Raw genomic sequence first — 13,326 nt, 5'->3', positions numbered from 1 at the left:
AAAAGCGAAAGAATCAGCGGCGCTTCGCGCTTTCGATTTTCGACGGCAGGCAGGATGCCTTATAGGACACTGGCCAAGACGGGCGCAGTCCTATAACGAAGCCGGTCTTGGCCAGTGGTTCGGGGAGGGGCGGACGGCCGTCCGCCCCTCCCCTGTCCGCCGAAAGTCTGATTGGATGCCATGAGCCCTTGAGCTCGCAGCGCAGCGACAGACCCGGCGGGCACCGCTGGCAGCAACTCGAACCGTTGTCTGCGCCCTTGAGCGCGTCTCGATAAGAAGGAGTCCTGCCATGCCAAACCAATATAAACACATCGGCGTTGATCTCGCCAAGTCCAGTTTCGTCGCGGACCTGCCCAAGGGCGTGACGAGCTTCGCGCAGAGCCCTGCGGGCCTGCTGCGTTTCCTCTCGCAGTTGCCCGCCCGCGCGTGGGTCGTCTGCGAGGCCACCGGCGGCTACGAAAGAGCCCTCGCGCGCGCCTGCCACCAGGCCGGCGTGCGCGTGAGCGTGGTCAACCCCAGGCGCGTGCGCCAGTTCGCCAGGTCCCAGGGCATCCTGGCCAAGACCGACCGCATCGACGCGCGCCTGCTCAGCCTGTTCGCGCGCAAAACCGAAAAACTGCGCGCCAGCCGCGCGCCCGTCCATGCCGAGGCGGTGCTGCGCGAACTGCTCCAGGCGCGCGAGGCCCTGGTCGAGGCGCTCAAGCACGAGACCAACCAGGCCGAGCACGCCACCGGCCTGCCCCTGCTCGAAGGTCTGGCCGCCGCGCGCCGCGCGCTGCTCGAAAAGCACATCAAGCAAATCGACGCCGAGATGGAGCGCGTGATCGGCTCCGACCAAGGCCTGGCCGCCCGTGCGCAGCGCTGCGCCCAGGTCCAAGGGGTCGGCCCGGTCACCACCGCCGCCGTGCTCGCCCTCATGCCCGAGCTTGGCTCGCTCGAAAAGGGCCAGGCCGCCGCCCTGCTCGGCGTCGCACCCATCGCCGCCCAAAGCGGCACTTGCGACAAATCCCGCCACATCGAGGGGCGGCCGCCACCGCCTGCGCAAAACCGTCTACATGGCCGCACTGAGCGCCGCCCGCCACAACCCCGTTCTCTGCGCCTTCTACCAGCGCCTCCGCGCACGCGGCAAACCCGTCAAAGTCGCCCTCTCCGCCCTCATGCGCAAACTCATCGAATTGCTCAATCTTCTCCTCAAATATCCTAACTTTTCTCTTGCGCGTTGATCACCGTTGCTGCGCTACGGCTTCCGCCTTTTCCTTGATGCAACCTCTATGGCGCTGACACTACTTTGAGTTACACCCACAATCCTCGCGAAGCGACAGGTTCATTGGCGGAATTTAATAAATTAACAAAATGCTGATTTATAATATATCATGATTTTCCCATTCCCTGATTCCGGTCAACGGGACGCTGTCGCTCCGCTCGAAGCTGTCTAAGAAAACCATAAGTGGTATCACTTGCAGTTTTTATAAAATAATCCCTTTGCCGCCATCCTTTGCGCCTTCACGTCTTTGCTGTTCAGCTCTTTTCCCCTCCCCGGGCATCGAGAATGGCGACGAAACTATATCAACCGCTCAGGCAGAATCAGGCGAGCTTGGTGAGCTCGTCCGCGATCAGCCGGTCACTGCGACAACGGGGCATCTTGCTCTGGCCCCCCCATTTGCCGTTGCCGCGCAGCCAGTGCTCGAAGACGCCGGGCTTGACGAGGCGCACGGCGGGGGAATCGAGTCCGCCGCCTTTGCGCTTGGCTTCGTAGTCGTCATTGAGGCGTTGGAGTTCGGCGTCGAGCCCGGCGGCAATGAGGGGACAGGAGGGAGGCTCCGCTCCGTCGCAGGACTTGAGTTCGAGCCACCACTCATGCGCGCCGCGCCTCCGGCCGGCGTCCGCATCCACAAAAAGGGGGGCGACATGGAAGTTGGCGATCGTCAAGCCGTGGCGCCGGCAGACGGCGAGCAGGGCGTCGGTGAGTTCTTTCTCGATGACGTGCTCGCCGAAGGCGCTCAACTGGAGGGCGGTGCGACCGACGTAGATGAGGCGGGGGATGTCGGTGGAGAGGAAGCGCACGACATCGCCGATCACGTAGCGGGTGAGCCCGGCGGGAGTGCTGAGCACGAGGGCGTAATCGACGCCGGCACGCACCGCTTCGAGCGGCATGGCGCGCGGGCCGAGCCGGGCGAGACCGGCGTCGTCGTAGTCTTCCATGGGAAGAAATTCGAAAAAGAGCCCGGCATCGGTCATGAGCCGCAGGCCGAGGGCGGCCTCGGCGTCCTGCGTGGCGATAAAACCTTCGGAGGCGGGATAGACCTCGTGAAAGTTGACGTCGCGTCCGAGTTGGGCGCGCAATTCGTCGCGGAAGGGGGAAATGGGCACGCCGCCGTGGACGAGGCATTCGAGGTTGGGCCACACGTCCCGGAGGTCGGCAGGGCGGGCCTTGCCCGTGGAGGCGCGGGCTTTCACGGCCTCGGCAAGGATGAGCACCCAGCTCGGAATGCCGGCGAGCAGGGTGATGTCCCGGTTCCAGGTGCGTTCGGCGATGGCCTGGATCTTGGCGGGCCAGTCGGCCATCTGGGCGATGGACCGCCCGGGCTCGTAGAGGAAACGTTCGACCCAGCCGGGGAGGTTGACCGCAGTGATGCCGCTGAGGTCGCCGGCGCAGGCGGGGAACCGCTTGCACTCTTCGAGGCGGGCGAGCGTGGTGGAGCCGCCGAGGAAGAGATGCCGTCCGCGGAAAACGCCGGTGTGGCCGACGCGCGCGGTGTAGTAAAGGAGGGAGTCGAGGCCGGCCTTGCGGAAGTGCGCCAGCATGCCGTCGGTGACGGGCAGGTATTTGGTGCGGCCGGCGGTGGTGCCGGAGGAGACGGCGTAGAAACTGCACCGGCCGGGCCAGAGGACATCGGTTTCGCCGGTTTTCATCCGCTCGATGAAAGGGAGGAAACCTTCGTAGGTCTGCAAGGGCACACTGTCACGAAACCGGGTGTAAGAGGTCTGGGAATCGAGGCCGTGCGCCCGTCCGTAGGCGGTGCGGGCAAGCCGTGCGCAGAGGTGGGCAAGGGTGCGGTTCTGGTCCCTGATGGCGGCGCGCCCGTCACGCAGCCTGCGGGCCGTGCGGGCGCCGAGGAAATGCGTGCCCGCGGCAAGCACGCCCCGCGCGAATCCCGGCACACGGGACTGTTGTCCGGGAGATGCCAGCGCGGAGAGCGATGCGGCGATCGAGTTCATGCGGCCTGCAAAAGCCTGTGCGTTTTTACCTCGCGGTAAAAGCGGCTGATGTGGGGCAGGAAGTTGAAGAAATGAAAGATGAGCGAGGCATGCTGCACGGGAGCCCCGCCGGGATTGGAGACAGTGCGGCAGGCGCCCTTGGGAAAGTAGGCGGCGCAGGCGGAGCCCAGCGCAAAACGGGTGGGCGAGCGGCGGTCGAGGACGGCGTCTTCATTCTCGGCGAAGAGGACGAGCGCGGGGACATCGGAGAGGGGAAGCAGCGCGGGTGAGAAGGATGCGATGAGCGAGGGGAAGGTGACGAGGGCGCGGATGCGCTCGGAAGCTCCGCGCGCGTCCACGCGGGCGATGGTCTCCATGACGGCGGCGTGGAGACGGCGGAGTTCGCCGGCGGTCATGAGGGTGGCGAGAGCGGCCTTGTTCTGCGCGCCGGCCTCGAACATGCGGGAGAAAACGGTGCGCGACTTTTCGACCTGGCGGGCGTCGGCCTCGACGCCGGGAGAATCAAGGTAGGGCTTGAGCGTGCGCCCCAGGAGGGTGGCGGGTTTGGATTCCCCGGGGAAAAGCAGATCCCCGACGCAACCCATGGGACTCACGAAGACGAGGCCGCGAAGCGCGGGCCGGCGGCCGGCGAGGCGGGCGCGGCGCAGCCATTCGAAGACGAGGCCCGCGCCAAAGCTTACGGAGAGCACGACGGGCGGGGTGGCGTGGAGGCGCGCGAGTTCCTCGACGAGGTCGTCGAGCTGGGCGAAGAGGAGATCGGCGGAAAAACCGTTGCGCGGATAGTTGAGATAATAGACACCGCCGCGCCGCAGGAGGGCGCCGCGCAGGAGGAAAACCTGCTCGGTGGCGTCGGGCACGAAACCGCCGAGGACGATGGTGGGGATGGAACCGTTGCGACGCTCGCACAGGAGCGTGGCCATCTGGTGGGGACCGGCGGCCCCGGAGCCGAGCACGGCGTCCTGCGCCGCGCGGATGCGGGGCAGATGCGGCAGGGGGCGGGGCGGACGCAGCCGGTAGCCGGTGGTGCGGATAAGGGTGTGCAGCGGACGCGCAGGCGAGATGCGTCCGAAAGTGGCGAGCAGCGAGAGGGCGGGTGCGAGACTCAGCGCGGGCATACGATTCCCGCACTGTTCATGGGCGCGGGCATGGCGCGCAAAAACAAAGTGACTGCTTCACCGAATGTTCACACGCCCGTCACGCAAGCGTGACACAGGGGCGAACGTTGGCCGCTCTTCGGCAGACATGGAGAGACCTCATAAGTAATCGAGGCGTTCTCACGGAAGCATCGGAGAGCCCCCCTACTGGCGCTGCCACCCCTCCCTGCCTGACGTTTGCGGCTGAAAAGGAAATTTGAATATAAATTGGCATCAATCCAAATTACGGCAGCCTTTAGAATTTCGTGCTGATGGTGAGAATGCCGTGCCGCGGATGGCTGATGCTCGAGGCCGAAGCATAGTAGAACTTGTCCGTGACATTCTTCACCGAAAGCTCCGCGCGCCAGGTGCGTCCGCCAATTCTGAGGGGATAGCCAGCCACCAAATCGATAGTGGTGTAGCCGCCGGTGATGATCACGGGATTGGCGGCCTGATGACTCTGGTTCCCGGTGTAGTTCACACCGCCACCGAAATAAAATCCCCTGGCGGGGCCGTTTTGCAGGGTATATTTCCCCCAGGCGCGGAAGGTGTGCTTCGGCGTGGCGACGAGCCGGGTTCCGTCCAGATCGGGGTTGGAGGGGTGCTCGGTATAAACAGCGTCGGTGTAGCCATAGGCGGTATATAATTGCAGGCCCGGAGTGATGGTGAACAGGATATCCGCCTCCACGCCCCGGCTGCGCTGCTCGCCGCCCTGGATGTCGGTGAAGAATGTGTTGCCCGTATCCGGGTCCACTCCGTCGGTGATGGTAATGACGCCGGTCGGGGAAACCGTGAGATAATACCAGGACAAAGTGCCGGAAATGCGGCCTTCAAGCAAGTCGAGCTTCACCCCGGCTTCCCAGCCTTCGCCAATGGAAGGTTCGGCGGGCGCGGTGGGGACGTTTTTCACCTGCAACAGGGTGGAATTAGCCACGAATGATTCGCTGTAAGACGCGAATACGGAGAACTCGTTGGTGATTTTATACAACACGCCGCCCTGCCAGACGGTATGATGGCGGTCGGCCGCATCGGATGTCTGCTCGTCGGCGAGGTGATTATAATTCGGCTCGTTGTGCACATCATAGCGGCTCACGCCGCCGAGCAGTTGCAGGCGCTCGTCGAACAGCGAGGCGACAAGCACGCCGTAAAAGGAGGAGTTGTCGCTCCGGGTGGTGTTGTCAGTGGTCGGGGCAAGCACGTCGGTGCCGAAGGGCACGCTCCGGTCCCAAGTGGACGGATCCCTCATATTCCAAGGCCTGATATAATAGGGACTGGTGATGCCGGTCGGGTTGGTCCATTGCCACCCGTGATATTTTCCGTAAAATGTCTTTTTATATCCGACCAGCGGACGCAATCTGACCCCGGATACCTCGAAGTTGCCCGCCAGCTCGATTTGTCCGACTGATTCGGACCCTCTCTGTATTTCTTTCCGGTTGCGCCGATACATGGCATCGGCGTTGGAGACCACTCCGGCGCCATAGAAATAATCCACGATGTCTTGCGCGATCAGCCCTGTCCCTCCCTGGCCCGAGGCTCTCCATTCCTGGTCATACTGGTTCCAGCCGTAAATCGCCCGGAGGGTAAAATGATCGAGAAGCCTGGCGGTCAAATCCGCCGTGAACGCGTCGCTGGTGAAATCGAAATAGTCACCGTCGCCCGCGAAGCTGAAATCCTCCGGGAGCCCGGGATAGGGCGTCGTGCCGTTGCCATTGGCAAATAGGACCACCACGCCGCTGGGCGTGTTTTTGTCGTGCCGGTGGAAGCGTTCATACTCGACGGTCAATGCGATGCCGGGGGTGATTTTCCAGGTGAAGGACGGGGCAAACAGGGTCTTGTAGCCGCTGGCCACATCGACGAATCGCTGGATCTCCTCGCCCATGCCCACCGCCCGGTAAAGCAATTTCCCGTTCGTGCCGGGCACGGGGCCGGTGGCATCCAGCATCACGCGGCCATAATTATCGGTGCCCACGCTGGCGGAGAGCCCGACCGCCGCCTCATCCTGCGGACGCTTGGTGATATAGTTGATCACGCCGCCGGGGTTTATCTGGCCATAGAGGAGGGACGACGGTCCCTTGATGATCTCAACGCGCTCGATATTGGAGACATCGATAAAGCGGAAGCTGCCAAACCCGTTGCGCTGGACGGAGGCGGAGGTGAAACCGCGCATATTATAACGCGCCCAACCGGTCGGGGAGACGTTGTCCTGGTTCACGCCGGGCGCATATTTAATAATATCGTAAAGATCATAAGCGTGCCGATCCTCGATAAAATCCCTGGTGAACGCGGTCAGGTTCATGGGGATGTCCTTGATGGCGACGGCCACGCGCGTGGCAGACACGGCGTTGGCGGCCTTATAGCCTTCGTCCGCGGACGAGACGACCTGGAATTCCGAGAGTTGTATGACTTCCTCGGATGAGGGCTGGAGGCGCCCGGCTTCCGGCGTGTCCTGCGCTTTTGCAGGCAGCATGACCGCGATGTTCATGGAAACTGTTGCCCATAGTAGTTTTTGCTTCATGATGCGGGTGTGGTTGGGGGAACGCGAATTCTCACGGATTTGACGCCCCATGCCGCGTCACAGGGAGGATTCTGATTCTTGGTTTTGTCTTTATAGAAGGAGCAGATTGCCGGCGATGGAGGCATGGACACGCCGGTTGCCGCAACAGAAGTCGCCGCATGCCTTTGGTTCCTGTCCCCCGCGTTCTAACTTTAGACTAGAACATTTCCTATTTATTTTGTCGCACGTAGGGCGCGACCTTGCGTCGCGCCGGGATTGCCGACACCGACGCCGCGTCTCAAATCGCGGCCTGACGCAAGGTCAGGCCCTACGACACGCTGTTTTTTGCGACAAAATAAATAGGAAATGCTCTAAATAATGACTGCGTCTTTGGCAATTTGCCCGCATTATGAAAGTCTATAAAGGATTCGAAACTGGCATCAGTTCCAAGCCGGCCGAAGCGCCGCTGGACGGCGCGTCGGCCAGCATGATGCGGTTTGCCTCGACGCCCGCGCCCACCAGATAATTCTTCACCGCGCCGGCGCGCGCCGAGGCGAGCTGGCGCAACTGGTCTTCGTTGACTTGTATCGTTTCCGAAAGCCGCGCGCGCATTTCCTCCTGCGAGGGGAGCGCCCCGGCGGGCGCGCCCTCCGCGGGATCGACGGAGGTCTGCCCGACCGGCCCGGCCGAAATGGCGGCTGGCGGTGTCATGGCTGCCGGCACCGGGCGTCTTGCGGCCAGGTTGCGGCTGCCCGGCCGCATTTTTCCGCCAATGATGACAAAGGAGCTTTCTTGATTGTCCGCGATGCGGGATGGCGCGATCCCGGCGGCGGGACGCGGCGCGGGTTCGGCGGACGGCATGTCCGCGGCGGTCTGCTCCGGGATCTGGAAATGGCGCCGGTAAAGGCGCTCGACCAGGCGCGCCTCGTCGGCGGGCGCGAGTTTGACCGCCTCGGCGGAGGGCTGTCCGTCGCGGGTCTGGGCGAATTCGGCCCGGGATTCCTGGTCGAGCTGTTTCAGGAGAAGCGCGTGGCGCAGCGCGGCGCGGTCGCGGCCGGCGTCGTAGCCGCCGGTGACAGAGAGTTGCAGCGCGGGGCGCTCGCGGAGCGCCTGGGCAATGAGCGAAAGTTTGCCCAGGCTTTCGCCCGACGGCGTCGTCGCGCCGGGGTCAAACCCGATGGACGAGTAATCCTTTTCCCCGGCGGTCGCGGCGGCGTCGCCCTCGGCCGCCGAGGAGCCGCCGATGAGCGAGGCAAGCAGCGAAAAGGGCGCGGTCGCGGCCTTGACGAGCAGGTTGCCGACGGCGCGCCACACGGCGCGGCCATAGCGGAAATCGGGGTCGTCGAGGCTGCCCTCCACGGGGATGTCGAGGACGATTTTGCCGCTGCGGTCGCGCAGGAGCGAGACGGCGAGCCCGACGGGCAGACTGGTGGCATCGGGGCTGCCGGTGGGCGCGCCGAGGGCAAACTGGTTGAGCGTGATGACGTTCGAGCTGTTCAGGCGGCGTTGTGATATTTTGGCGCCCACGGCGGCGTCGAGCGTGCCGGCGGCAAGCGCGCGTCCGGCGTATTTGCCGACGTAGGGGTCGAGCGGGGAAAGCGCGGCGTTGTCGATGGCGAGGCGCAGGTCCGAATAAAGATTGTCGCCGAACGGGTTGACCTGCCCGGTGAGCGAAATGGACGCGGTGCCGTCGATGCGGGCATGCAGATCGACGTCCGCGCGCACGGTGCCTTCCGACGAGAGGCCGGAGATCGTGCCGCCGACATGGTCGAGCGATGCGTTCACGGCGGGGGCGATGGAGCGGTCGGAAAAATCGACACGGCTGTTGCTGAGGGCGATTTTTTCGATGGCAAAAAGCGCGCCGGGCGCGGAGGCGGGAGACGGGGTCGATGCGGTGCCGCTGGCGACGGCGGGGGCGGGAAGGGAGCGCGGACTTTCAGCCTGCGTTTCGCGGACAGGACTGTCCGCACTCCCGGCGGCGGGCTTGAGGAGGCCGGAGAGGTTGAGTTTGCCGTCGGGCAGCACGGTCATCTGCGTGGCGGCGCCGTCGAGCGCGATTTCGCGAACGGCGATCTTCAGGGCCGGATGGGTCGCAAGGGCGACGCCGCGCAGGGCGAGGTTTTGCCATGACTGGACGGGGCTGCCGGCGGCGTCGGTCGCGGCGAAGTCGGATATGGCGGCATCGCCTGTCACGGTGAAGCCGGCGGCGGGGTCGATGTCCAGGACGGCATTGGCGTTGACGAGCCCGCCGTCGATGCGCGCATCGAGGTATTGCCCGGCGTGGGAACGCGCGAGCACAAGCGGCGCGCCGGAGATCTCGGCGGAAAGCCGGCCCTTGAGCGGGGAAAGGGCGAGGCGGCCGCCGGCCCGAAGGAGGCCGCCGCCGGGGAGCTGCGCGGCGAGTTCGAGCGCGAGCGGTTCGTCGAGTTTTTCGAGGGAGAAATTTTTCGCGCCGAGGGTGGTGATGACGGCCTGGGTGCGGAGCGGAAGCGCGAGGGTGGTGTCCTCGATGTCGATGGTGGTGTTGCGCGCGATCAATTCGCCGACGACGATTTCGGGCGGGAGGGACGCGGGGGCAGTGGAAACGGCTGAAGGCTGGGTTGTGGATGCGGCGGCAACTGGCATTGGGGACTGGCCACTTGTCACTTCGCCGGCGTCGGCCGGGGTGAAGAGCCGCGCGAGGCTGAGGCCGCCCGCGTCGTGCCGCAGGGCGACGGTGCTGTTGTCGAGCGCGATGTGTTCGACGTGCAGCGCCTGGCGGGTGCTCTGCGCGGACTGGCTGTCGATGGTGATGCCGGAGAGCGCGAGGGTTCCGATGGCGACGGCGGGGACGGCCTGGCCGCGCTCGGCGAGCTTGAGGTCGCGGAGCGTGAGGGCGCCCCTGCGGGCGCGCACGGAGAGGCGTCCGGTGCCGACGGCGATTTCGTAGCGGAGCGCGATGTCCATTTTGCCGTCGAGCACATCGAAGCGGACGCGGTGGCCGTAGAAAGGCGTGTATTTTTTGATGGAGAGGTTGCCGATGCGGATTTCGCCGCGGGAAGCGAGCGGGGAAAGGGCGAGCGTGCCCTGCCATGAAAAGGTCTCGCCGGACTCGGTGGCGGCGGCGAACTCGCCGGGCGCGCGTTCGTGGCCGCCGGTCTGAAAATCGCGCACGGTGAAACTCATGGGGCCGAGTTGCGTGGCAAAGGGCTGTGGCAGCGATGCGTCGGCATAGTCGATGTGCGCGCCGGTGACGACGAGTTCGTTGATGTGGAGCGGGGTGGATTTTCCGGACGGCTGCCGCGGCGGCGCGGACGCGTAGAGGTCGGCGAAATCGAGCCGGCCGTCCTCGCGCACCGTGATGCGCCCGTTGAAGCCGTCGAGGGAGATTTTGCGGAAGCGCCATTCGCGGGTGACGAGGGTGCGCAGGTCGAGGCTCGCGAAGAGGCTTCGCCAGCGCACGAACGGCTCGTGGTCCGCGGCGGTCACGGTCAGTCCCTCGATGGCGCAGGAGAAGGCGAGCGGGTTGATGCGCACGCGGTCAATGCGCACGGTGCGCGCCTGCCCGGGCGAGGAGAGCGCCTTGGTGAGTTGTTTTTCGAGGATGTTTCTGGCGAGCGGGGGCGCGGCGAAAAAGCCCGCGAGCACGAGCAGCGCGACCGCGAGCACGCACGCGCGGAGGACGCGCGCCCAGCGCGGCCAGCGGCGGCGCGCCGGTTTGTCCGGGGTGGAGAGCAGGGTGTTGCCGGTCGTCGGAGCAGGCATAAACTCACTTCCACAACGATACGAAGACTTCACGCCTGGTCCAGCCGGTCTGGCCGTTTTCGAAAACGAGGCGCGACCAGCCGAGGAAGGTCTTGTCCACGAGGGCCACGCTGCCGGCGGGGAGCGGCGTGGTTTTTTGCGTGGTGTCGGCGTCGGTGGGAATCGAGCGGAGGGTCGAGGACTGCCAGACGATCACCGTGCGCGTGTCGGAGACGGGCGCCCATGCGTAGAGGCTGGTGATCGAAATCGCGACGCCGAGGGCCGAGGCGAGCAGGAGCAGCAGCGCGAGGGCGGGGATGAGGACGAGCTTTTTTCGAAGCGCGTAGGCGCGCGCGAGAAGAAGAATGAGCGCGGCGGCGGCGAGCGCGACCGAGACAAGCAGCACGTCCTGCCAGCCGGAGGCGGACCGGCGCGCGGCGAGGGAGTGCATGAGGTCGGGGCGCGCGAAGTTGACCAGCACCGGCGGGGCATAGCCGGCGCGCTCCATCATCACGGGCAGGTGCCAGCGCACAGAGGGCTCGGAGGGATTTTGCACAAAGGCGGCCGTGGCGTGCGCGGCGGATTCGGCCCACTTGTTTTGCTGCGCGAGGGCGAGGGCGAGGTTGTGATGCGCGATCCAGTCGGTCGGCGCGACGGCGAGACGGTCGCGCCAGTGTTTCTCGGCGGCGGCGAAATCGCCGGCGTTGTAGGCTTCGAGGACGGACTTTTGCGCGGTTTCCGGGGCGGCGGGCGCGGTTGGCGCGGTGGAGAGAAAGATAAAGATAAAGAGGAAAGAGGAAAGAAATGGGAAAAGGTTGCGCGGGCGCAGGAGGCTGAGGGGATTGAAACGAGGGAGGCGCGCGGCGGCAAGGGCCCCGGCGGCGCGCGCGGTCCAAGCCGGCGAATACGGCGCGCGCGCGGCGTAGAGCACGCGGTCGCTTTCGGCCCAGAGATCGGCCCAGACTTCGGGGGTGGCGGCGCCGCTGGCGCGGACAGGAGCGCGGACATTCTTGTCCGCGAAATCGCGGGCAGGTTCCGAGCGAAGCGACATGCCTGCCATGCCCGCGCTCCCAGTGGTGGCGTCGTTGGCGGGAGTTTTTTGGAATTTTCCCTTGGCGAGCGCACGGAGGTTTTCCGCGGCGGGCACGGTTTGCGGGAGCTGCCAGAGGATGGCGGTGTCGCGCTGCCAGGCTTGGAGGAGGCGCGCGGTGTGCTCGCGGTCGGCGGTGGCGTCGAGCGCCTGGAGCGTCTGCGCGAGGCGGCGGCGGGCCTCGCGGCGCGGACGGACGGGGTCGGTGCGGAAGGCGCGTTTCAGCGCCATCAGAATCCAGACGAGCGGCACGATGGCGAGCACGGCAAGGGCGCGGATGACGAGGGTGTGACTGGTCACCGGGACGGACACGTCCGCGCTGCCGGGAAGCGGATCGCGCGGGATGGCCGCGGGCGCGGGCGGCGGCGCGGGGAGGCTGCCGCCGGCGGAAGACGTGTCGGATGGGGCTCCGGACGCGGCGGCCGACGGCGCGCCGGACGCGGACTGGGCGGAGGCGTTGGGCGCGGCGGCAGCGGCGACATCGAGGGTGATGAGGGGAATGTGGATGGTTTTGTATGCGCCGGCGGCGGGATCGAAGTAGGTCCAGTCAATCGGCCCGAGCCGGTAGGTGCCGGTCTCGGTGGGGACGAGCACGATGTCCTGCGTGAGTTCGCCCTCGAAAAGCGTGCCTTCCTTGATGGTGCGCTTGGGCTGCGAGGTGATGGCATGGAAGGCTTTCGAAACATCGCGCGGGGCGAAGTTGGGAATGTCGGGCCAGTTGCCCGTGCCGGTGAGCGTGAGCGTCCAGGTGATGGGTTCACCGACTTTCACGGATTGCGGGACGATCTTGGAATCAAGGAGGAACTGGCCGACGGCGCCGGCGAAGGAGGCGGGCGCGCCGGCGGGGAGCGGCTTGACGTTGATGGCCGGGGCGTCGCTTTTGATTTCGTATTGCTCGAGGTTGGGGCGGGAGAAGAAGCCAAAGGAGGTCTGGCCGGTGTTGAGGTTGATGAGCTGGGTGACGGGATTGAGCGTGAGGGCGCCGGGCTGGCGGGCGAGGGCGCGGGTGGAATACACGACGACGCGGCGGTTCTCGCCGTTGAGGATGCCCTCGCCGACCTGCGGTTCGCGCCATTGCTCGATGACGAGCGGGTCGGGCGTCCATTGCGGGTTGCCGCCGAGCGAATGCAGCAGGCGGTGGCTGGCGTTGATGGTGTAAGTGAGGGGAAACACGCTGCCGGCCCAGACTTCCTTGGGAGACTCGATGTGGGAGCTGGCGACCGATTCGAGGGTGCGCGACTCGCCGACCGTGGCCTGGCCGACTTGGAACTGCGCGGGCGCGACCGTGATGCGGCCCTTGTCGGTCTCGACGGCGAAGGCGGGAATGGTGGCGGGCGCGGGGGTGTTGGGGCGGACGGCGTAGTTGTAGATGATGGAGCGGGTTTCGACGCCGTTGATGTTGGTGGATTGCTGCAGAGTGCCGGCTGCCTGCATGGCGAGGCCGGGCACGTCGGGCACGGGCGGGTTTCCGTTCGGTTTGCAGTTTTCGAAAACAAGCCGGATCTGGCTGGTCTGGCCTTGGGCGAGGCTGCCGCTGGAGGGATCCCAGCGCACCGTCTGGGCGTAAACGGCGGGCGCGAATGCGAGGACGAGGACGAACGCGGCGACGAGGCCCGGAAGCGGGCGGCGGGCGGAGGAGTTTCGGACGGTGAATGGTGTCATGGCGG

At 65.6% G+C, this 13,326-nt stretch carries 5 protein-coding genes and 1 pseudogene; 1 reads left to right on the top strand and 5 read right to left on the bottom strand.

Annotated features, from left to right (window positions below):
• Window positions 1-289 precede the first annotated feature (289 nt).
• Window positions 290-1,223, top strand: a pseudogene (locus OH491_RS18540) (IS110 family transposase).
• Between the two features lie 361 nt (window positions 1,224-1,584).
• Here the strand turns inward: OH491_RS18540 and OH491_RS18535 are convergent.
• The 5 genes from OH491_RS18535 to OH491_RS18515 form a co-directional block, all read right to left on the bottom strand.
• Window positions 1,585-3,219: a GH3 auxin-responsive promoter family protein gene (locus tag OH491_RS18535; protein WP_068770137.1), complete on the bottom strand. Its 1,635-nt coding sequence runs from the start codon at window positions 3,217-3,219 to the stop codon at window positions 1,585-1,587.
• Entirely contained in the window at window positions 3,216-4,334 is a 1,119-nt protein-coding gene (locus OH491_RS18530) for an alpha/beta hydrolase (protein WP_068770138.1), read from the bottom strand. The genes OH491_RS18535 and OH491_RS18530 overlap by 4 nt, the downstream gene beginning before the upstream one ends.
• Window positions 4,335-4,608: 274 nt before the next feature.
• The gene (locus OH491_RS18525) at window positions 4,609-6,834 is read right to left on the bottom strand and encodes a TonB-dependent siderophore receptor (protein ID WP_068770139.1); all 2,226 of its coding nucleotides are present in this window, start codon (window positions 6,832-6,834) and stop codon (window positions 4,609-4,611) included.
• A gap of 429 nt (window positions 6,835-7,263) precedes the next feature.
• On the bottom strand, window positions 7,264-10,590 hold the full coding sequence (locus OH491_RS18520; RefSeq protein ID WP_068770140.1) for a DUF748 domain-containing protein: 3,327 nt from the start codon (window positions 10,588-10,590) through the stop codon (window positions 7,264-7,266).
• A gap of 4 nt (window positions 10,591-10,594) precedes the next feature.
• The gene (locus OH491_RS18515) at window positions 10,595-13,321 is read right to left on the bottom strand and encodes a BatD family protein (RefSeq protein WP_068770141.1); all 2,727 of its coding nucleotides are present in this window, start codon (window positions 13,319-13,321) and stop codon (window positions 10,595-10,597) included.
• Window positions 13,322-13,326 lie beyond the last annotated feature (5 nt).

The organism is Termitidicoccus mucosus (assembly GCF_038725785.1).
GTDB classification, from domain to species: domain Bacteria; phylum Verrucomicrobiota; class Verrucomicrobiia; order Opitutales; family Opitutaceae; genus Termitidicoccus; species Termitidicoccus mucosus.
Note: the sequence above shows the minus strand (reverse complement) of the source record. Positions and strands in the feature narration are given on the sequence as shown.